The sequence below is a fragment of the Rickettsia endosymbiont of Halotydeus destructor genome, from assembly GCF_049278075.1.
GTDB lineage: Bacteria > Pseudomonadota > Alphaproteobacteria > Rickettsiales > Rickettsiaceae > Rickettsia.
Genome location: NZ_JAPNPB010000002.1, coordinates 1 through 18,918, shown reverse-complemented (window position 1 = coordinate 18,918; position 18,918 = coordinate 1). Strand labels below are relative to the sequence as shown.

Sequence of the window (18,918 nt, the reverse complement as noted above, 5' to 3'; positions counted from 1 at the left end):
TATGAAACTTTTTAAAATTATTTTCTTAAGCTTAATTTGTCTAGCTAATAACTGCTTTGCCAAAATTATCCCCACTAATGACTTTAAAGTAATAGAAGAATATGTAAATAAAGCCGACAAAGATACGCTAGTTATTTTCGATGTAGATGACGTGTTAATGATGCCGACTGATGAATTTGCTTTTACTGCACCGGTTAGAAGAGAACTAACTAAAAAACTAAAAGAGAAATATTCCGAAGATGAACTTAAATACTTATTCACTCCCATTTTTAAAATTCGTACCGTACAGCTAGTTGCTTCTGGGATGCCGGATTTAATAAAGGATTTAGAACAACGTAAAATCCCAACAATTGCTTTGACAGGATGGTGGACCGGTAAATATGGCCATATAACTAAAATGGAAGATTTTAGATTCGACGGTTTAAAACAAGTGAATATTTCTTTTATTAATACTTCACCTTTTAAAGAAGATATGATTTTTCCGGAATTTAAAAATAAAGATGGCGTTCCTATGTTAAAATCAGGAGTTATTTTAACAGCCTCTGCAGATAAAGGTTTAGTACTTAAAGCCGCTCTTGAGAAATCCAATTTACATTTTAAAAAAATTGTTTTTATTGATGATAATTTAAAATTCCTTGAATCGGTTGAGAAAATTTGCCTTGAGTTAAATATTGATTTTCAAGGTATTCATTATGGAGCTGCTAAAATAGCTCCTTTGCCTATCCTTGATAAAGGAAAAGAACAATTACGCTATAAGGTACTTGAGCAAGAACATGTTTGGCTTTTGGATAAAGAGTTAGAAGAAAGATTTAAAAATAATAAAGCAAAATGACTTGTTGCCTGAATATCCTAAACGACCTTGGTGTCATTCCCTCGAAAGAGGGAATCTACTTAACAATATAGCAAAAGTGAGATACCAGCTTTCGCTGGTATGACACCAAAAATTCGATCCACGCAACAAGGTTTTCAGTCGTTTGCAATGACGTTTGGAGTATCCACGCAACAATGCCAACTTACCTTGCACCATAATATAATTTATAATTTTTTACTATATGAAAGCCAGCTTTTTGCGCAATAGAGGTTGACATCGGTGAGGTTTGTATAAAGGCTTTTGGTATTTTTAACTGTTTAAGCATTTTAAACCTGGTATGATATAAGCTGCTCGCGATGCCAAAATTTCTACATTCTGGTAGAGTTGAACCGTTATAAAAACCTGCTATGCCGTCTATAAAAATTATTGATGCTGTCGCAACTATTTTTTTGTCGTCATAAGCTGCAAAAGGAATAAAAATATCATCTTTACCTAAAAGGTCTAAGAATTTATTTATATACAGGTTATATACATCGCTGCCGAATCCAAAGCATTCCATTAATACGCTTACCCATTCACCAAAATCTTTACTACTAGTTACCGGCCTGATTTGAATACTACCCAAATCATTGGGTAATCGCTCTTGATGATTTGTTAAATCAATAACCATTCCCGGTACATCGCCAAAACAGCTATAATTTCTACTTTCTAAACGCTCTTTCATATAATTTGAAATTTTATTTTCATCAACCCACCAAGCGAAAGGTAGTTTTTGTGACTTAAATATATTTTCTAACTCATCCATAATTTTAGAATCTATCGACTCCGGTAAAATAAACATATTCCAAAAAGGGTGTTTACAGCCGGTTTTTAATAAATGATAATTTACCCCTGCCATTTGAATTGTTTGCATACCGAAATATCGGTAGGTTGCCAATAAATTTTGGTCTGCTAATTCTGTATCTTTCGTTGATATTATATTTTTGTTAGTGTTGTCGTTCATTCTGCACCTAATTTTATTACGTTTCGTTATTCACATATAAATTAATATTTGTTGCAACCGCTAATATACTGTATAATCAGCTATTAATAACCTTATCTTATAAATTATGACAATCATTATCTATCTAATAGGAAAACCAGGCACGGGGAAATATACCATTGCTAAGGAACTTGCTAAACATGATTATATTATTTGTGATAATCAATTAATTAATAATCCTGTTTTTGCATTGCTTAAGTATGATGGCTTTAAAGATATTCCAGAATTTGCTTGGGAAATAATTAGGAAAATTCGTAATAATATTTTCGAGTTTATAACTAAAGAACCAGAAAATAGTTACGTATTAACCAATGTACTAAATGAAGACGAAGGAGATCATAAGCTTTTTAAGCAAGTAGAAAATATGGCTTTGCAACGCAGCTCTCTTTTTGTACCAGTAAAACTGCTTATTTCAGAAGCAGAAAATAAAAAGCGTGTAGCAAATTCTGAGAGAGCTGTACGTTATAAATCTTTGAAAATTGAAGAAAATATGGAGTTAATTAATATCTCTCATCCTCATTTATTAGAGCTTGATGTCAGCGATTTATCACCTTTCGAAGCTGCTAAAAAAATTTTAGAGCATGTAATAGTATTTAGAAAAAGTTATGGTTAATATACGCCCTATTACAATTAAAGATATATCAAACATTTTACCGTTAATGTCACAGCTTGGTTATTCGTGCAGTTTAGAAGAATTAACCGCTCGTTTTAAGAGTTTTATAAATAATGATGGTTACGGAGTAGTTGTAGCTAAGTTAGATAGCAAAGTAGTAGGGCTTATTGCTTGGTCTAAATCTTTATTGTTTGTGTCGGATAAAATAAGAATTCATATTGAGGCTTTAGTTGTGGATGAAAATTATCGAAGACAGCAAATTGGTGAAAAGCTTATAAGTTATCTAGAAGAGATAGCAAAAAGGCATAATCCAGTAATTATTGATCTCACTTCCGGTTACCGTAGAGCAAAAGGCGGCACGCATGCGTTTTATGAAAATTTAGGTTATCATTCGGGCGAAAAAGCAGGTTTGTATTTTAGGAAAGAGTTATGAATAACGAATTTATAAAAAATATACATTTAATCCCCACAACGCTTGCTGATTACCCTGTAATCCAAAATATGGCCCGGTTTTATATATATGATCTATCACGTTATTGTGGTTTTACCTCAGACGAATATGATTGGGCATTACCAAAAGACGGCTTATATGAAAGCAATGACTTTAAAAATTATTTTTTAGAAGCAGATAGAAAAGCATATTTGGTTAAAGTAAATGATGAGCTAGCAGGTTTTGTATTGCTTAATAAAATTGGAACACAGGATAAAGTCGATTGGAATATGGGAGAATTTTTTATTATTGCAAGATTTCAAAATAAGGGAGTTGGTAGACAAGTAGCTAAACAAATTTGGCAAACGTATCAAGGGCTATGGGAGGTTTCGGCTTTACCTGAAAATAAACCGGCGCTTGCTTTTTGGCGTAAAACTATTGCTGAATTCACAAAGAATAATTATTTTGAAGAAGTTAAATTAGTTAAGCATGATGGATATGAAGCAGAACGTATTATTTTTGAGTTTAACACAAGGCTAATTAATATCTGAATGTATCTAAAATTTATTTTAAAATAATAACCTTAAAAAAGAACTTATTTCCTATAATATCTTGTTATTGTCAATTTAAATATTCTCCTTAAACCAAATGAAAAGTTTTTTGAAAAAACTTGGGTTTTCATTTAAGTCAGTATGGAAAGATTCCTGTTGTTGTCTTAAGGCATGAATTTTTAGTACACCGATAACGGTGGAGTAGATAGCGGGGTTATAATCTTCGGCAAAGCCGTCAATAATTTCTGGTTTACCGAGACGGACCTGCTGCTCAAAAATTCTACCTGCCAGTTCCTTAACTCCTCTAAGCATTGAACCGCCGCCAGTGATGATGGTTCGGGATGCTACCGGTTGCCCTTTTGTTGCCTTGTCATATTCCGCTTTTACCATGGATAATATCTCTTCTACCCTCGGCCCGATTATTTCGGCAAGCTTGTAAGTAGTAATTGTTGCATTAAGATTATAAGGGCTATCAATTTGCAAATCTTCTAAATTAATAATAGAATTTTTATCAAAAGAAGATAATACTGCATTGCCGTATAGAATCTTTAATTTCTCTGCCGTACTAAGATCGACGCCAAACACCTTGGCGATATCGGAAGTAATATGAAAGCTTCCTAAATTTATATGCCCCGTATATATTAATTTGTCTGCAAAGAAAATGCCGAAGCAAGTAGTTTTATCTCCTATATCCATAATAAGAGATCCGAGTTTTTTCTCATCTTCGGAAAGACAGGCAATGCCCGAGGCATAAACTGCAAGTATTATATTAGTGATTTCAACATGACATTTAGCGAAGCAGTTAACTATATTGGAAAGCATGTTGCTACTTGCGGCTATAATGTGCAGCTCGCAAGCCAATTCTTTTCCATACATACCTATAGGATTTTCAACTGCATTATTATCAAGCGTAAACTCTATCGGAAAATAGTGAATAATTTCCTGATCTTTTATTTTAAACTCCAGTAAGGCTTTTTGCAGTAGTTTTTTAACGTCTTGATCAGAAACAATAGCATTTGTAAGTTTTATTTTATGATTTACGTAATATGATTTAGTAGCAGTACCCGATATGGAGACAATTACTTTTTTGATGTTTTTTCCACAATCTTTTTCCAAATCGTAGATTGCGCCAATAAGGCTGCTCTCTGCCATTTTTAAATCTAATATAACACCGGATTTACTACCTTTGGAATGGTGTAAATTTTGGCTTGCTATCCTGGTTTCGCCTTTTTTACCAATATAAGCGGCTATACAGGTAATTTTACTGCTACCGAAATCCAGGGCCACAAAATTAGATATTTTATCCTTCATGTTCGTAATTAGTTGTTTATTTGTAGTTGTAAAAACATTAGTATTGCGAAGATCGTAGCCCACCACGTCATTGGGAGGAGGGGTATGGCCCGTGGCAATCTAAACAATATTATCTTTCTTAATTACCGCCTCGATTCTTCGAATCTCCTCGTAATGCCGGCTAAAAAAATCTATCTACGCAAAACTATTTAATACTTCTCAAGATAATATTTATTATTATCACGTAAATCTAAAGTCTTATAATTTTGGTTAAATAGTTTACTCGCCTTATTTAAAGCATCGATATATTTTAAGGCTTCTTCAGTGCCGGTTTCAGACATCTTAACTGTTATATTCCCTTCAAGATTTAAGTCCCATCTACGATCCCCGCAGCGTACGGCTGATAAAGATTTAGTCATTATAGCAGGGTATTTTTTTAGCTCTTTTACTAACTCGCTAGCATAGATATTGGCACCATTGCCAACTACATGTAATAAATGCGGAAAAGGTTCAATATTTTTAGTGATTTTATAGCCTTCTTCGTCGATTAGATAGAGTTGCCTATTAATTTGCCAAATAGCAATAGGCTCGCGTTCAAATAATTTAATATAAACGGTATTAGGTAACCGCCTGCCAACATATACGTCTTTAATCCATTTATTATTTTTTAAATTATTTCTAATATCGTTTAAATTAATAGCAAAAATAGGCGTGCCGTTTTTAGCGTTTAAAACTTTTAATATATCGGGTTCAGAAACATTTTGTTGTCCTTCTATTATAATATTCTCAAGCCTAAAACCGATATTTGCTGTCTTTACATAAATAGTTTGTGCTATTTTTTGCTTTGTAGAAGCGAAATATTTTGTAAAAAGAAACAAAGCTACAAAAATAATGAGTATAATTTTAACAATAAATATTATTTTAGTATAAATTAGCCCTATCTTTCTACGGAGTGAAATATTAGTTTTTTTTACTTTATTTTTTTTACTAGCACGTAGTTTTTTTGTCATGAGTCAAAGCTTGCCGTCTTTAAAATTTCTTTAATTAAATTAATAAAACTTATATTTTTATACGCTGCTATCTCCGGTACAATCGATAAAGGAGTCATACCCGGATGAGTGTTTATTTCAAGAGCAAATAATTTATTTGTTTTTTCTTCTAAAATAAACTCTACTCTTGCCACCCCTTTACAGTTTGAAGTATTAAAAACTTCTTCAGATTTTTTAAGTAATTTATTGTATAAATCAGCGGATAACGGAGCGGGACATAAATGCTCTGCAAATCCTTCGGTATATTTAGTTTCGTAATCATAAAAACGATTTTTTAAAAGTTTAATTTCTAAAGCTCCTAAGGCTTTGCCATTTAAAACCGCTACTTGCAGCTCACGCCCTTTTATATATTTTTGTACTATTATTTGATCACCGTAAGGAAAATTATAATCAGCAAAATTAAAATTATCTTCCTTAAATATCACCTCGACTCCAATACTAGAGCCTTGATTAAGCGGTTTAATTACATAAGGACGCTCTATGGGATCAGTTTTTATATTATCATTTTTATTTACAATAATAGTTTTAGGCATGGTAATATTATGCGCCATAAAAAAACTGGCTGAATAAATTTTATCAAATGTTAAGGCAGAAGTTGCTAAACCGCTATGCGTATATGGAATACGCATAATATTAAGTAAGCCCGGTAAGCATCCGTCTTCACCGTATGTGCCGTGTAAACAATTAAAAACAATATCGGGCTTTATCTCAAGAAGCTTTACGGCAATATCTGCGCCCATATCTATAAAAGTAACCTGATACTCTGCATCTATTAGTGCTTTACTAACGCCTTCCGCCGATACTAATGATACTTCTCTTTCGGCAGACATCCCGCCGGCAACTAATGCAATATGTTTCTTACCGCTACTAGCTAGTATTGTAACTTTAGAATTCTCGACCCATCGTGTTTGATATTTATGCATATACTGCTCGTTAACGTTATTATTTTTCTATTTTTATGTCATTCCTGCGAAGGCGGAATCCAGAAAAACACTTTCAAGTCATCCTGAATTTATTTCAGGATATACTGAAAAGATGCTGAAACAAGTTCAGCATGATAAAAAACTAGATTCCCGCCTTCGCGGGAATGACATCGGAGCCACACAACAATACCGGACAAGCCACGGTATGACGCTGAAGACTTTTCTCAAACCATACAGCAAGGTCATAATTATTTAAGCATATTTTCCTATCCTTTTAATTTCCCACTCTAATATGACTCCGCTATCTTCAAATACTTTTTGCTGTACCAAATTGCCTAAATCTTCGAGCTCTTTAGCGGTGGCATTACCATGATTTATCATAAAATTACAATGTAGTTCAGAAATAGAAGCATCGCCTATTCTATAACCTCTGAGGCCCGCTTTGTCAATTAGTTGCCAAGTTTTATATTCACAATTAGCAGGATTAGCAAACGTACTCCCTCCTGTACGCTCTTTTATCGGTTGAGCCTGGGACCTGGCATTATTTATTTCATTCATCCGTTTTGTTATATCTTTTTCATTACCTTCTTTATTTTTAAAAATAGTTCTAGTGATGATTATATCTTTCGGTAGATTGTTACCACGATATTTAAAACCTATTTCCTCATTAGAAAAAGTTAACGTCTTCCCGGAAAAATCAACTGCTTCAATTTCTACTACAATATCTTTGAATTCAGAATTATAAGAACCAGCATTCATTGCGACGCCCCCCCCGATAGTACCAGGAATACCTACTAAAAACTCGAAGCCGCTAATTAAATTAGCCTGACAAAATTTGGCAAGATTATAGTTAAGGCAGCCGCTACCAACTACAAGGTAATTGGCTCTTGTAAACTCAATATTAGTAAAATTTTGTCCAAGTTTTATAACATACCCATCTATTCCGCCATCTCTAATAATTATATTGGAACCTGCACCTAAAATCGTTATTGATAATTTTTGGTTATTTTGTTTTAAGAAGTTTATTAAATCATCAGTGTCAGCGGGTTTAAAAAATATTTCGGCATTACCACCTACTTTAAACCAGGTTAAATGCTTTAAATTATAATCTCTTCTATACTCACCACGAATTTTGGGTAATATCATATTAACTTCGTTGATAAATCATTAGCCCATGTTGAGATACTTCCCGCTCCCATCATTATTATCATATCACCAGGCTGTGCATTATCTTTAATAATTTGTATTATATTTTGCTTCGCTGCTATAAAATTTGCTCGTGAATGATGTTTATTTTTCGTTATTTGCTCAACTAAATTCTTACCTGTGATGCCGTCCATCGGAGATTCACCGGCTTCATATATATCGGTAATATAAAGTATATCAGCATCGTTAAAACAAACCATAAAATCATTAAATAAATATTTCACCCTCGAATATCTATGTGGCTGAAAAATAGCGATAACTTTCCCTTTTTGTTTGTCGGCAATATTCCTGGCAGTGGCAAGTGTAGCTTTCACTTCTTCTGGATGATGTGCGTAATCATCAATAATAAAAGCATTATTATATTCAGCTACCTTCGTAAATCTGCGTTTTACGCCTTTAAAATTACTAAAACCGTTTTTAATAACCTTGATGCCAAAATCTAACTCTACTCCCACTGCAACAGCGGCTAAACTATTTAAAATATTATGCCTTCCAGGCGTCGGAATAGTAATCTGCTCAATAATCGTAACGCCACTTACATTCGGTAATTTAATTCTAATATCGAAAGTGGAGGATGCTATATCAGTGCTTATATTAAAAGCCTTAACATGAGCATCCTCTGAATCTATGCCATAAGTAATAACTTTACGCTCAGTGATAGTACTAATTAGCTCTCTAACTATTTTATGGTCAATACAACCGACAGCGAAACCGTAAAACGGTAAATTAGTAATGAAGCTTCTAAAAGCATTAATTAAAGTAGCAAAATCTTTGTAATAATCTAGGTGCTCCGGATCTATATTAGTTACTATCCCAATAGTTGATGGTATATTAATAAAAGTTGCATCAGATTCATCAGCTTCCGCAATTAGATAATCTCCTGAACCAATATAGGCATTGGTTGCTTTATTGTTAATAATGCCGCCGTTAATTACGGTAGGGCATAAGCCTGCTGCTTCAAATAAGCACGCCGTAAGAGAAGTTGTTGTAGTTTTACCGTGCGAGCCGGAAACCGCTACTGAGCATTTTAATCGCATTAACTCGGCAAGCATTTCTGCACGCCTAATAATCGGAATTTTTCTTTGCAAAGCTTCTTGTATTTCCGGATTATTTTTGTTAATTGCCGAAGATATTACAACGTAAGAAACATTGGTAATATTTTGAGAGTAGTGGCCCAGGAATATTTTAATACCGTTGGACTCTAGTCTTTTGGTATTATAATTTTCGAATAAATCAGAGCCTTGCACTTTGTAACCGAGATTATGCAGAATCTCGGCAATACCGCTCATGCCGACACCACCGATCCCTATAAAATGTATAGTCTCAAGAATTTGTTTAGTTCTTTTTAATTCAAGTAAAAGCATTTAATTATTTAATATAAAATTTAACAATAGGCGTCTTTCTTGACATAAAGGTTTTTAATGTAGAAGTCAATAAGAACTCATTATTTCTTTATATCCTGAACCCTATCAAAGGTTGCTTCTGAAAAGAAATTTCCCTGCATGCCGCTAACTTTTAAATCAATCAAAAATTGTGCTATTTCGCCGTTTTCAACAAACTCTGCTACTGTTTTCATTCCTAAATCTTCGGAGATTTTAATTAACTTTTCAACAAAATATTGGCTATGCGCATCACTTATAATATTACGCACATATTTGCCATCAATTTTAATAATATCAATCGGTAAATTTTGCAGTTGTTTAAAAGAAGTAAAACCTGAACCAAAATCGTCTAAAGCAAATTTACAGCCGAATTTACGTAATTTATTAATAAATACTGTTATTTTTTCATAATTTTCATTAAAAGAAGTTTCGGTAATTTCAATAATTAATCGATCACGTACATCATGAGTTTGTAATAAATTTTCGGCAAGCTCCCATAAAGCTTCATCTATCGTACCCATATTTGAAATATTAACGGTAAGAATTAAATCAGGATTTTTAACTAATTCTTGAACAGTCATTTTAAGAACTGCTTGATCAATTGCAAAAATTAATCCTTTGTTTTCTGCAATAGGAATTATCGGACCGACGGAAATATAATTATTATGCGCGTCAGGTACTCGCAGTAAACACTCATAATAATGAATTTTCATAGTAAGACGGTCTACGATAGGTTGATAAGCGAATATCATAGTTTTTTTAGCTAAAGCTTGCCTGAGTAAATTAAGCTGCATATTTGATTTTTTAATATTTTCTAAATCATAATCAATAGAATTATATTCACGATAATAATATTCTCCGTTTTGAGAAGAGAGTAACATATTCAAAATATTTGTAATTTTCTCAGCATCGTTGCTTATTTGAGGAAATTGGACGCTTGCAATATAGCAATTCATATAAATAGCAGGCTCTTGCTCATCAGTATAAAGCTGAGAAAGTAAATACAATCTTCTGGCAAAAGTCCTAATTACATGCGAATCTTGCGTTTTTAAGATAAATAATATTCGATCTTTTTTTATTTCTTTATAACTGAATGGAGTATTAAGCTCAGTACTTACTAGATCAATAATTTTATTAAGCTCTTCAATTATAGGATTTATACTTTTTCTTATCGTTTTAATTTCATAATAATTGACTAATTTACAAGCCAAAGCTGTAGCTTTTTTTAAATTATTAATCTCTGACTGGAAAATCTCTAGCTCGGTCATTAATTTTATCATATTTATTTTATTTATATAATATGTTAAAATCATATTATATAATGAAGAATATAGGAATATGGCACGAATAGATCGGATAAAAGAAAAATTAATTGTGTTAAAACCACATTTCTGTAAGATAACAGATGAAAGCCATAAACATGCTGGGCATAAATACGGCGGAGTCGAGAGCCACTTTAAAATTCAAATTTCCACAAATTTATTTGACGGTAAAAGCTTAATAGCAAAACATCGAATGGTTAATGACCTGCTAGCAGAGGAATTGGCAAACGGTTTACATGCTTTATCAATAGAGGTAGTATGAACACAAACAATATTTTAAAAATAATGATCGGTGCGAGCAGCATTGCACAAAAAGTTACCAATAACATAGTAGATAAAAGCCATAATTTAATTGAAGATAAAATATTAAAAGGTAACTACGTTACTAGAGAAGAATTTGAAAAACTACAAATTTTAGTAATAAAATTACAAAAACAGTTAACAGAATTAAAAAAATAAATTTATTTTTTAATTCTGGGTTTTATTTATAGCATTTAGGTAAGCCTTAGTAAGCTCAACATAACTTTTAATGTTATCTTTCATATGCTCCAACTCCTGCTCCGTTATATATCTAATGAATTTAGCGGGTGATCCCATCCATAACTCTTTAGATTTTATTACTTTATTTGGGGGAACAAGGCTACCCGCAGCAATAAAAGCGTATTCTTCAATTACGGAATAATCCATTATGGTAGCTCGCATACCGATAAAGGCATTACTATGAATTGTGCAAGCATGTATAAGCGACATATGCCCGACGGTTACGTTATCTCCAATCTCTACCGGCCCGTTAAATCGTGAAGTATGGATTACCGTCCCGTCTTGAATATTAGTACTATTCCCTATTTTAATCGAATTAACATCTCCTCTAAGAGTAGTATTAAACCAAATACTTGATTTACTGCCGACCTTTACCGCTCCTATTAAAACGCAATTAGGAGCAATATAAGTTTCCTTATCGATTTCCGGAACAATTCCTTTAAAGGAAATAATATTATGAGGCATTTTTAGCATTGTTAATAAAGTTTTTTAGTTAATAATTAAATAACCTTGTTAACGGTGCTGTAATCTATCCACGAGATATTACCGTCTTTACGATGATAAACTATATTGATACGATCGTTTTTAGTATTTAAAAATACTAAAGCAGGAAGATTTTCTAAATCCATTTTCATTACTGCGTCTTTTACTGACAATGTTAGTATCTCTAAAGGTTTTTCGGCAATAATAACAGGGTTATTATCCTTTAAATCCTTATCGTCATCTGCTAAATAGTCTTCATTACTGATAACATATTTTGTTCCTTCAGAAGCAATTTCAGAAGCTTTTACCTTACCAGTATGATGATTTTTAAACTTTGATTTATATTTTCTAAGTTGCTTCTCAAGCTTTGCAAGCGATATATCAAATGCAGAATATATATCATCGGTGGTATAACTACTTTTTACTAAATTGTGTTTTCCAGCGCCGTATTTTACTATGATATCACAAGTAAAAAATGCGCTCTCTTTTGAAAAATGTATACTAGTATTTATTATATCGGTAAAATATTTTTTCACTATTTGTGTAGTACGCTCTTTTGAATGCTCCTGTAATGCGCTACCGATAGAAATATGTTGTCCTGAAACTGATATACTCATAAATACTCTCGTGGTTTTATAATAAAAAATAGATAAGGGGCTAGAACTTAAATAACCTCTATACAATTAGTGTATAACTAAATTAAATTCAAGTCATTATTATTGTAAAATTTAAAATTTTAAATTATCAAGATGCTTCTATACGATTCCTTGTTTTTTTAAGAGATTTAGATTTTAAAGGTATAATATTGTTTTCTCTAAATTGAGATTTATTCTTATGTAACTTAATTAATTCTTTAGTAATCCTGACTACTACCGAAGGTTCAATTTCCGCTTCAAAACAGATTGATAAAAAATCTTCACTTCTGCCGAAAATCCATCCTTTCGCTTCATATTCCATTTTTTTTGCCTCCATTTTTGGGGAAATATTAGTTGCATCAATTATCGCCTGCGTGATAATTGCCCTACGCAGCGCAACATCAGGAGAAACATTATATAGTTTTATGCGCTCAAACGGAGTAGTTAATCTAATTACATTTGGCTTAGCCATCGTATACCTCTTATATTAAGGGATTTAAAATAAAATTTATTAAATTACGTTAAGAATTTTCTGAATTTAGATACAGCACCTCCCTTTTAATGAATCTTGCAAAGTATAGTAATTTTTTAGATTCAACTAAGAGTTAGGCTTTAAAATGATTAGCCTATCTTAGGTTTTTGTATTTAAGGAAAGATATCTTTATGAGTTAGGCCTTCTGCGTGCAAAGCAGATGGTCGAGAATTCGATTCTCCTTGCCTCAACCAGAAGGTGTATTTTAAGAACGATATTGTTGCGTGGCTTGAAAATTAATAAAAACTCGTCACGGCAAGCGAACTGCGTGGCGGCCATCAGAAAATAATAGTCATTACTTCATTTATTTCAGGAGCTCTTTTATAGACGCGGCAAACTTGTTCAGCATAACTAAAGACTGGATGGCCACGACGCCAAGTGACGTCTTGCCCTGACGTTCAGATATTCACGCAACAACATTTTCACCTGCTCGCAACGACGTTGAATTTAAAAATAATTTATATTTAGTTAGAAATGCCTTTATATTTTTACATTTTGCTCTTGCAGTGATGGAATAATTATTATATATTAACGCCTGTTGCTTTTACCTTAAAGGGGGTGTAGCTCAGTTGGTTAGAGCGTCTGCCTGTCACGCAGAAGGCCGCGGGTTCGAGTCCCGTCACTCCCGCCATATTCCCTCAGGGCTTTTCAGCCTTTCTTAAATTTTCTCAAACCTTCATATGCTCCTATTATTCGCCTTTTGGCTTGATTTTCGAGTGGTGTGATAGCTCGCCAGGCCTCTTCTTAACTGGGTTCGCGAGGGGAGGGTATATGCAGAAATTAGTTGCACCTTTTCTTGCTTCCACAACTGTAAATGATACTATCTTTTATAATATAGTCGGTAATTTTATCCCTCCTGAGTGGCGTAACCTGACCTCTAGCAAGGGTAAAGTTTTAAGTAAAACCTCTATACAAGTTTTATCATTGGTAGTTTCACGAGTACAAAATGATAAGATTTTAGGCAAGATTTTGGAGGGGGGAAGCGATAAATCAAACGAATTACAGGAAAGTTATTATTATTTTGAGCAACTACTCGGAGTATGTCAGCGTCGTATAAGGCAATGTTTAGTTGAACTTGAAAAAAGCGGCTATCTCAAACTCACGCTAATTAATATGACGAAACAATATATCAAATATCGTAATATTATTTGCATTAGCCTTACAAAAAATTTTGCTCAGCTAAATTCAGAAAGTTTTGGACAAGATGAATTTAAGGCTGAGCCTCCCAGCGTACATTAATACGTGAGCACAGGTAAAACAAGCTGCAGGCTGGCAAGTCACGTAAACGAAACATATCAGCTAAAATTAACAAGAGAGATTGAATTATCAGAAAATATGCAAAAAGCACTACTAAAACAGATAAGAGCGATTTATGGTAACAGTGTAAAATCCTTGGAAATAATACCTTATTCTAATCAAAAATTAATGGAGCAGAAGAATAAACCGATACGCAGTGATAAAGAAACCGAGCAGCAATATCTAGGAGCTCAAGGATTCAACGATAATACAATATAGTCAAAGGTTAAAGGATATCTGCTAGAGAAATACGGCATACATGTTTATCATAGTTGGTTTAGAAATTTGATGATGGTAGAAGAAGATAGCAAAACTAACAAATTCTCATATTTTAGAGGTGTTAGATAACATTGATGGATTTGTGCTAAAAAGGATTGATCTTGATTTATTAATAAAAATATGCCTTAATAATAAAGTATTACCTGAGATACTTACGAAAAAGAAACACATAAGTCAAGTGACAAAAAGTAACGTTATAGCAGAAATTTTTGAGCATAAAGATGATTATATGGCCGTTCAAAAAATCTTAGAATTTTCTTACGAACCACAGATAGAAATAGAACATTTAGGGGATAGTAGAGAGTTATGAATCTTCTGATAAATATTTAAAACGTGGAATTTGTTTTCCCTTTATTGTTATCAGCCAATTAAACATATCTACCGGACAAACCCAAAAAGCAAAATCGTCATATAAAGCTTGATAAACAACTAGCTCTTCAGCAGTTTCTGTATGTTTAGCAGTAGCAATTACTTTATATTGTTTACCTTTATAATGCTCGTATATTCCTAAGGTTATCATATTACATCGGTATTGCATTATCAAAAATTCTATTTATAGTAGAATAGCTCTAAACGAGAAAAATGCAAGATGAACAAATTAGCTTACTTATTTCTTATCTCAATATTATTTAGTTCTAATATGTATGCGGCTAAGGATGAAGGTTTAACCTATAATCGTTATAAAAAAGATAAGCATGTTATTCATCAATTAACTATTGACCCTAAACATTTTCATTTAAAATTAGTTAAAGCACATAATCAAGTTATAGGCAGAGAAACTGTAGAGGCTATGGCGCTACGCAGTAATGCGGTTGCTGCTATTAATGCTGGATTCTTTGAGATTGCAGGTAGTGATGATGGAAGGCCTAGCCTTACTTTAATGATTAATGGCAAACTGTTTGGTCTTAGAAAACAATTGCAAAGCCTATTAATCATAGATCAAAGTAATATTCAAATTATTGAAGCTAATGCAAAAATTTCAGTAGAAATAGATGATAAATCTATTATTCCAAATCAAGTTAATTATTTTGCAAGCTCTAAAGATATTACTTTCTATAATGATGTTTGGGCGCCAACTACCTTAACGCCTTATACTAATAAAGAAATCTTGATTGATCAGAATTTTGTTATTATAGAAATAAGCAATCATGGGGATAATCAAATTCCACAAAAAGGTTTTGTATTGTCCTTTGGGGCTGATAGAGCAATGCCTTTAGTCAAAGCTGGTGATAAAGTAAAACTCAATTTAGAATTGATCGATAAAGAAAATAAACCTGTAAATTTAAGTAAAAATGCTTCAATAGTAACCGGTATTCCCTTATTGGTTCAAAACGGCAAAAATGTTATAAATAATCCAAAAAAAAATGATCCAGCTCATGCTCATACTGCTTTAGGAATACGTAATGATGGTACTATAATTATAGTCGTGGCCGAACATATCTATAAACAGCATATAAAAGATCTAAGACTAGAACAAGTTAGATTAATTTTAAAAAAAGTAAAGAGTAGCACTTGATAAATTAACGCTCCCTGCAGCTTTAAAAATTCTAGAAAAACAGTTTGTCAATAATCAAGTAATAGGTTTAACTATAGGTGAACTTGCAGAACATATGCAAGACCTTGGTTGTAAATCAGCCATTAATTTAGATGGGGGAGGCTCTTCTACTTTATTTATGAAGGGAAAAGTCGTTAATAATATTACGGGTGATACAGATGAAGCATTAGGCGAGCATGTAGTGCGTTCTGTATCTGATGGAATAGTTATTATATAAAATAATTAATATAGAATAAATTTTTATGCGTTTCCTGATTATAATTATAACTTTATTTTTAACAGAAGCAGCTATAGCAAGAGAGTGTAATTTACCGGAGCAATGGCAAAAATTATGCTCAATTCTAGAAGCAAGAGTAGAGCAAACTGCTCAGAAAATGAAACTGAAAGAGGCAAGCGCCAAAAACCTAGAACATTTTTTAAACTCTGGTAATTATAACTTTGTATACTTACCTGCGTTACAAAATGATTTACCAAAAACTACTTTAGAATTATTAATAGCAATAAATGAAAGAGCCTTAAATATAAAAGAAGCTGATTTAATAGCAAAATATTTGCAAGGATTAATAGAATCTTATAATTTCCAAAATGTGGCCGCGTTTGATGAAAATACGTCTCATATTATAGGAAGAGATTGGGATGAGATTGATTATTCAGGCGAAAATATGACATGGCAAGGTCAAAAAGCGAAATATGCTTCTTATAATATAACTGATTTTAAATCTGTAGACTCCTTAAAAAAGTTTTTTACAATAGAATCAAAGTTGCCGTATTTCAATAAAATATATAAACCTCAAATGTTAAAAAAATATTATGGTAATAGCGGCTGTATAGTTAAAAAGAATAATCAGTTACTAGTTGTAAAAGTATCTAAGTCTGATAAATATGATATTCCATCTGGTAAACCTGAAGGTGTTGAATTAGCCTATAAAACAGCTGAACGTGAGACTAAAGAAGAAACAGGTATCAAGCTCAAAGCAATAAAATTATTAGAAGATTTTAAAGATGAATTTTACGTTTATGAATGCCATATAATGGATAAAAATTTTACCATTCCTAAAGATAATTCATTAAAAGTACCAAATCGTGCAATAAATGAAATCTCTGAGGCTAGATTTATTGAAATTGATAAACTAACCCCTGAAAATGTACGTTTCCCTTCGGTTTTGTCCAGGATAAAAGATATTTTTAAAACTTTATCATAAAGCTATTATATTAAAGTTACTAATTATTTTTCTTCCCAACCATATTCATAGAAATTTTTATTATTATTTAAAGACTCTACCCCTCTTTTAGCGAGTGGCCCTATATTTGTTGATAAATGATTTAAAGGATACCACTCACCGGTAAGATGAATATTCGGTTCTTTATTATATGGTGTGCCTTCCCAAGATTTGGTATAAAAAAAGAAGTGGATTTTATGCTTATCATCTAACTTTCTAGCTATTATAGTTGTAAGCATTAAATCGTTTGGGTTTACCTTAACTCCTACTTCTTCCATTACTTCTCGAGTTAGTACGTGCTTTAAAGATTCACCTTTTTCAACGTGACCACCAACTAAAGTATATTCATAACTTGTCTTTGTATTTTTCTTTAAAAGAAATACATTATTATCGCTGCTCACCCGAATTAGCCATACTATAATTTCTATCATATTACACAAATCCTTTAGCTGTTTCTCTACTATTGGCATTTTTAATTTTGATTCAGATTTAACTTTTAGTACCAAAAAATTAATAATGATAATATTAAAGAAAAATTGAAATTTCAGCCTGTTGAAAAAATATTAAAGATAGTATTATTGAATTTTTAATACTGTTATATGCTGTGATTAGTTATAAAAGTACACAAGAAATAGATAGTAATATTTAAATTCTTGACGTAGGAGTAATTTATTGATAAATTCCAGTATATGGTTTTAAATGTTGACAAATAAGGGGTTGATAATTACAAACATTCCTTATAAAAGTTTTGCAATTTTATTTGTAAATATATACATTAGCTTTCTGCAATGTTTTATTAGTAGCTAGATTTTAGAAAATAGCTATAATAATAACTATTATTTAGGTTTTATAGATGAAAAATTATTTTAAAAAAACTTTATTTGTTTTTGTAGGACTTCTTTTTATAGGAAGTGGTTTTCTATTTGGTCAACCAGAAAAAGTTGATGCAGCATCTAAAGAAGAAAAGAAAAAATTTGGTAACTGGGCCTTAAGTTGTATAGCTGATGATAAGAAAAAACAAATTTGTTTTTTATCTCAACAAGTAAATAATACTACTAAAGGTAAAGAGCAAGAAGTTTTAGCGATGTATCAAGTTGGTTATTTTGGTCAAGAAAAAGAATTAAAAATAATTGAAATACTGCCTGCAAATATTCAAATCCCTGCGGGCACTTCAATTATAAGTTCAACAAAATTAATAGCTCCTGGTAAATATGTTAATTGTACTGCGGGTAACTGTCAGGCTATAGCTCCCCTTTCTCAAGAAGATTTAAAAACTATTTTGTCAAATGAAAATAACTCTATAGGCGTAATGAATGCTGAAGGTAAGCAAGTAAATTTCCCCCTTTCTAAAGACGGTTTAGAAGAAGGATTAAAAGCTTTAAAAAATAAAAATTAATTTTGGAACTATTTTAAGTAAATATGATTTTTTAATTTTTATGGCAAAATATGCCAAAAAAAATTTATTTATGCGATAAACTTTAACCATAACATTATTAATATAGTTTTATACACCTTACTTTATAATTTTTAAAGTACAAGAAAAATTTATTCAAAAAAAGAATGATTCTCTTGGGTTGAATTATTTGTTGTTAGCTCCTAATACTCTCTCATTTATCCCCTTCAGGTTTAAGATATTATTATCTATCGATAATAACGTAGTAAAAAATACTAGAGTATTCATATTGTTATTCTGTATTATATTTTATATATAAAAAAATTTCATAAGTGTAGAGTTAATATTTTTAATCGCTTACCTAGG

Annotated in this window: 25 protein-coding genes and 1 tRNA gene; 14 read left to right on the top strand and 12 right to left on the bottom strand. The window is 31.9% G+C overall.

Annotation, left to right across the window (positions count from 1 at the left end; genetic code table 11):
• Window position 1 precedes the first annotated feature (1 nt).
• The gene (locus tag OTR29_RS02460) at window positions 2–832 is read left to right on the top strand and encodes a DUF2608 domain-containing protein (protein ID WP_422229087.1); all 831 of its coding nucleotides are present in this window, start codon (window positions 2–4) and stop codon (window positions 830–832) included.
• A gap of 181 nt (window positions 833–1,013) precedes the next feature.
• On the opposite strand, the gene OTR29_RS02455 is transcribed toward OTR29_RS02460, so the two are convergent.
• Complete coding sequence (locus tag OTR29_RS02455) at window positions 1,014–1,814, bottom strand: hypothetical protein (RefSeq protein WP_422229086.1); 801 nt, start codon at window positions 1,812–1,814, stop codon at window positions 1,014–1,016.
• A gap of 106 nt (window positions 1,815–1,920) precedes the next feature.
• Between OTR29_RS02455 and OTR29_RS02450 the strand changes: the two genes are divergently transcribed.
• From OTR29_RS02450 to OTR29_RS02440, 3 genes are read left to right on the top strand one after another with little or no spacing between them, the layout of a single operon-like run.
• Window positions 1,921–2,466, top strand: a complete 546-nt coding sequence (locus tag OTR29_RS02450) for a hypothetical protein (RefSeq protein WP_422229085.1) — start codon at window positions 1,921–1,923, stop codon at window positions 2,464–2,466.
• Window positions 2,459–2,899, top strand: coding sequence for a GNAT family N-acetyltransferase (locus OTR29_RS02445; protein WP_422229084.1), 441 nt, complete (start codon window positions 2,459–2,461; stop codon window positions 2,897–2,899). Before OTR29_RS02450 ends, OTR29_RS02445 begins: the two co-directional genes overlap by 8 nt.
• Window positions 2,896–3,447, top strand: coding sequence for a GNAT family N-acetyltransferase (locus OTR29_RS02440; RefSeq protein WP_422229083.1), 552 nt, complete (start codon window positions 2,896–2,898; stop codon window positions 3,445–3,447). The genes OTR29_RS02445 and OTR29_RS02440 overlap by 4 nt, the downstream gene beginning before the upstream one ends.
• A 75-nt stretch (window positions 3,448–3,522) precedes the next feature.
• On the opposite strand, the gene ftsA is transcribed toward OTR29_RS02440, so the two are convergent.
• The 6 genes from ftsA to OTR29_RS02410 all read right to left on the bottom strand — a co-directional run bounded on the left by ftsA (window position 3,523) and on the right by OTR29_RS02410 (window position 10,592).
• Window positions 3,523–4,758 (bottom strand): cell division protein FtsA, encoded by a 1,236-nt coding sequence (gene ftsA, locus OTR29_RS02435; RefSeq protein ID WP_422229082.1) that lies wholly within the window; start codon window positions 4,756–4,758, stop codon window positions 3,523–3,525.
• A 188-nt stretch (window positions 4,759–4,946) separates the two neighbouring features.
• The gene (locus OTR29_RS02430; protein WP_422229081.1) at window positions 4,947–5,747 is read right to left on the bottom strand and encodes a cell division protein FtsQ/DivIB; all 801 of its coding nucleotides are present in this window, start codon (window positions 5,745–5,747) and stop codon (window positions 4,947–4,949) included.
• The gene (locus OTR29_RS02425) at window positions 5,744–6,709 is read right to left on the bottom strand and encodes a D-alanine--D-alanine ligase (RefSeq protein ID WP_422229080.1); all 966 of its coding nucleotides are present in this window, start codon (window positions 6,707–6,709) and stop codon (window positions 5,744–5,746) included. Before OTR29_RS02425 ends, OTR29_RS02430 begins: the two co-directional genes overlap by 4 nt.
• A gap of 252 nt (window positions 6,710–6,961) precedes the next feature.
• Entirely contained in the window at window positions 6,962–7,855 is an 894-nt protein-coding gene (gene murB, locus OTR29_RS02420) for a UDP-N-acetylmuramate dehydrogenase (RefSeq protein WP_422229079.1), read from the bottom strand.
• Window positions 7,852–9,279, bottom strand: a complete 1,428-nt coding sequence (gene murC / locus OTR29_RS02415) for a UDP-N-acetylmuramate--L-alanine ligase (RefSeq protein ID WP_422229078.1) — start codon at window positions 9,277–9,279, stop codon at window positions 7,852–7,854. The genes murB and murC overlap by 4 nt, the downstream gene beginning before the upstream one ends.
• A gap of 80 nt (window positions 9,280–9,359) precedes the next feature.
• Window positions 9,360–10,592, bottom strand: coding sequence for an EAL domain-containing protein (locus OTR29_RS02410; RefSeq protein WP_422229296.1), 1,233 nt, complete (start codon window positions 10,590–10,592; stop codon window positions 9,360–9,362).
• A 43-nt stretch (window positions 10,593–10,635) separates the two neighbouring features.
• Between OTR29_RS02410 and OTR29_RS02405 the strand changes: the two genes are divergently transcribed.
• Window positions 10,636–10,881 carry a BolA family protein gene (locus OTR29_RS02405; RefSeq protein WP_422229077.1) on the top strand — a complete coding sequence of 82 codons (246 nt, stop codon included), beginning with the start codon at window positions 10,636–10,638 and terminating at the stop codon, window positions 10,879–10,881.
• A complete protein-coding gene (locus tag OTR29_RS02400) occupies window positions 10,878–11,078 on the top strand; it encodes a coiled-coil domain-containing protein (RefSeq protein WP_422229076.1) in 201 nt (66 codons plus the stop codon). Before OTR29_RS02405 ends, OTR29_RS02400 begins: the two co-directional genes overlap by 4 nt.
• 9 nt (window positions 11,079–11,087) lie before the next feature.
• Here the strand turns inward: OTR29_RS02400 and OTR29_RS02395 are convergent, their stop codons facing one another.
• The 3 genes from OTR29_RS02395 to OTR29_RS02385 form a co-directional block, all read right to left on the bottom strand.
• Window positions 11,088–11,624 (bottom strand): gamma carbonic anhydrase family protein, encoded by a 537-nt coding sequence (locus tag OTR29_RS02395; protein ID WP_422229295.1) that lies wholly within the window; start codon window positions 11,622–11,624, stop codon window positions 11,088–11,090.
• A gap of 35 nt (window positions 11,625–11,659) precedes the next feature.
• Window positions 11,660–12,259 (bottom strand): ribosome hibernation-promoting factor, HPF/YfiA family, encoded by a 600-nt coding sequence (gene hpf, locus OTR29_RS02390; protein ID WP_422229075.1) that lies wholly within the window; start codon window positions 12,257–12,259, stop codon window positions 11,660–11,662.
• Between the two features lie 127 nt (window positions 12,260–12,386).
• Window positions 12,387–12,749, bottom strand: coding sequence for a hypothetical protein (locus OTR29_RS02385; protein WP_422229074.1), 363 nt, complete (start codon window positions 12,747–12,749; stop codon window positions 12,387–12,389).
• A gap of 614 nt (window positions 12,750–13,363) precedes the next feature.
• Here OTR29_RS02385 and OTR29_RS02380 point away from each other — a divergent pair.
• The 4 genes from OTR29_RS02380 to OTR29_RS02365 all read left to right on the top strand — a co-directional run bounded on the left by OTR29_RS02380 (window position 13,364) and on the right by OTR29_RS02365 (window position 14,694).
• Window positions 13,364–13,440 (top strand) — tRNA-Asp (locus tag OTR29_RS02380).
• Window positions 13,441–13,580: 140 nt separating this feature from the next.
• A complete protein-coding gene (locus OTR29_RS02375) occupies window positions 13,581–14,048 on the top strand; it encodes a hypothetical protein (protein WP_422229073.1) in 468 nt (155 codons plus the stop codon).
• A gap of 3 nt (window positions 14,049–14,051) precedes the next feature.
• On the top strand, window positions 14,052–14,324 hold the full coding sequence (locus OTR29_RS02370) for a hypothetical protein (protein WP_422229072.1): 273 nt from the start codon (window positions 14,052–14,054) through the stop codon (window positions 14,322–14,324).
• Between the two features lie 118 nt (window positions 14,325–14,442).
• Window positions 14,443–14,694 (top strand): hypothetical protein, encoded by a 252-nt coding sequence (locus tag OTR29_RS02365; RefSeq protein WP_422229071.1) that lies wholly within the window; start codon window positions 14,443–14,445, stop codon window positions 14,692–14,694.
• Here the strand turns inward: OTR29_RS02365 and OTR29_RS02360 are convergent.
• Window positions 14,689–14,904, bottom strand: a complete 216-nt coding sequence (locus OTR29_RS02360) for a DUF1653 domain-containing protein (RefSeq protein WP_422229070.1) — start codon at window positions 14,902–14,904, stop codon at window positions 14,689–14,691. The genes OTR29_RS02365 and OTR29_RS02360 overlap by 6 nt on opposite strands.
• Window positions 14,905–14,973: 69 nt before the next feature.
• Between OTR29_RS02360 and OTR29_RS02355 the strand changes: the two genes are divergently transcribed.
• The 3 genes from OTR29_RS02355 (at window position 14,974) to OTR29_RS02345 (ending at window position 17,141) form a co-directional block, all read left to right on the top strand.
• Entirely contained in the window at window positions 14,974–15,900 is a 927-nt protein-coding gene (locus OTR29_RS02355) for a phosphodiester glycosidase family protein (protein WP_422229069.1), read from the top strand.
• Between the two features lie 94 nt (window positions 15,901–15,994).
• Window positions 15,995–16,156, top strand: a complete 162-nt coding sequence (locus tag OTR29_RS02350; protein ID WP_422229068.1) for a phosphodiester glycosidase family protein — start codon at window positions 15,995–15,997, stop codon at window positions 16,154–16,156.
• Window positions 16,157–16,181: 25 nt separating this feature from the next.
• The gene (locus tag OTR29_RS02345; RefSeq protein ID WP_422229067.1) at window positions 16,182–17,141 is read left to right on the top strand and encodes an NUDIX hydrolase; all 960 of its coding nucleotides are present in this window, start codon (window positions 16,182–16,184) and stop codon (window positions 17,139–17,141) included.
• A gap of 23 nt (window positions 17,142–17,164) precedes the next feature.
• On the opposite strand, the gene OTR29_RS02340 is transcribed toward OTR29_RS02345, so the two are convergent.
• A complete protein-coding gene (locus tag OTR29_RS02340) occupies window positions 17,165–17,629 on the bottom strand; it encodes an NUDIX domain-containing protein (protein ID WP_422229066.1) in 465 nt (154 codons plus the stop codon).
• A gap of 383 nt (window positions 17,630–18,012) precedes the next feature.
• On the opposite strand from OTR29_RS02340, the gene OTR29_RS02335 reads away from it, so the two are divergent.
• Window positions 18,013–18,555 (top strand): invasion associated locus B family protein, encoded by a 543-nt coding sequence (locus OTR29_RS02335; RefSeq protein WP_422229065.1) that lies wholly within the window; start codon window positions 18,013–18,015, stop codon window positions 18,553–18,555.
• The last annotated feature ends 363 nt before the right edge of the window (window positions 18,556–18,918 follow it).

Coding starts and splice junctions, on each gene's coding strand:
- murC (WP_422229078.1), bottom strand. CDS start 9,279: ATGCTTTTACTTGAATTAAAAAGAACTAAACAAATTCTTGAGACTATA.
- OTR29_RS02360 (WP_422229070.1), bottom strand. CDS start 14,904: ATGATAACCTTAGGAATATACGAGCATTATAAAGGTAAACAATATAAA.
- OTR29_RS02395 (WP_422229295.1), bottom strand. CDS start 11,624: ATGCCTCATAATATTATTTCCTTTAAAGGAATTGTTCCGGAAATCGAT.
- OTR29_RS02375 (WP_422229073.1), top strand. CDS start 13,581: ATGCAGAAATTAGTTGCACCTTTTCTTGCTTCCACAACTGTAAATGAT.
- OTR29_RS02425 (WP_422229080.1), bottom strand. CDS start 6,709: ATGCATAAATATCAAACACGATGGGTCGAGAATTCTAAAGTTACAATA.
- hpf (WP_422229075.1), bottom strand. CDS start 12,259: ATGAGTATATCAGTTTCAGGACAACATATTTCTATCGGTAGCGCATTA.
- murB (WP_422229079.1), bottom strand. CDS start 7,855: ATGATATTACCCAAAATTCGTGGTGAGTATAGAAGAGATTATAATTTA.
- OTR29_RS02340 (WP_422229066.1), bottom strand. CDS start 17,629: ATGCCAATAGTAGAGAAACAGCTAAAGGATTTGTGTAATATGATAGAA.
- OTR29_RS02460 (WP_422229087.1), top strand. CDS start 2: ATGAAACTTTTTAAAATTATTTTCTTAAGCTTAATTTGTCTAGCTAAT.
- OTR29_RS02405 (WP_422229077.1), top strand. CDS start 10,636: ATGGCACGAATAGATCGGATAAAAGAAAAATTAATTGTGTTAAAACCA.
- OTR29_RS02455 (WP_422229086.1), bottom strand. CDS start 1,814: ATGAACGACAACACTAACAAAAATATAATATCAACGAAAGATACAGAA.
- OTR29_RS02400 (WP_422229076.1), top strand. CDS start 10,878: ATGAACACAAACAATATTTTAAAAATAATGATCGGTGCGAGCAGCATT.
- OTR29_RS02350 (WP_422229068.1), top strand. CDS start 15,995: ATGCAAGACCTTGGTTGTAAATCAGCCATTAATTTAGATGGGGGAGGC.
- OTR29_RS02355 (WP_422229069.1), top strand. CDS start 14,974: ATGAACAAATTAGCTTACTTATTTCTTATCTCAATATTATTTAGTTCT.
- OTR29_RS02440 (WP_422229083.1), top strand. CDS start 2,896: ATGAATAACGAATTTATAAAAAATATACATTTAATCCCCACAACGCTT.
- OTR29_RS02335 (WP_422229065.1), top strand. CDS start 18,013: ATGAAAAATTATTTTAAAAAAACTTTATTTGTTTTTGTAGGACTTCTT.
- OTR29_RS02445 (WP_422229084.1), top strand. CDS start 2,459: ATGGTTAATATACGCCCTATTACAATTAAAGATATATCAAACATTTTA.
- OTR29_RS02430 (WP_422229081.1), bottom strand. CDS start 5,747: ATGACAAAAAAACTACGTGCTAGTAAAAAAAATAAAGTAAAAAAAACT.
- OTR29_RS02450 (WP_422229085.1), top strand. CDS start 1,921: ATGACAATCATTATCTATCTAATAGGAAAACCAGGCACGGGGAAATAT.
- ftsA (WP_422229082.1), bottom strand. CDS start 4,758: ATGAAGGATAAAATATCTAATTTTGTGGCCCTGGATTTCGGTAGCAGT.
- OTR29_RS02385 (WP_422229074.1), bottom strand. CDS start 12,749: ATGGCTAAGCCAAATGTAATTAGATTAACTACTCCGTTTGAGCGCATA.
- OTR29_RS02345 (WP_422229067.1), top strand. CDS start 16,182: ATGCGTTTCCTGATTATAATTATAACTTTATTTTTAACAGAAGCAGCT.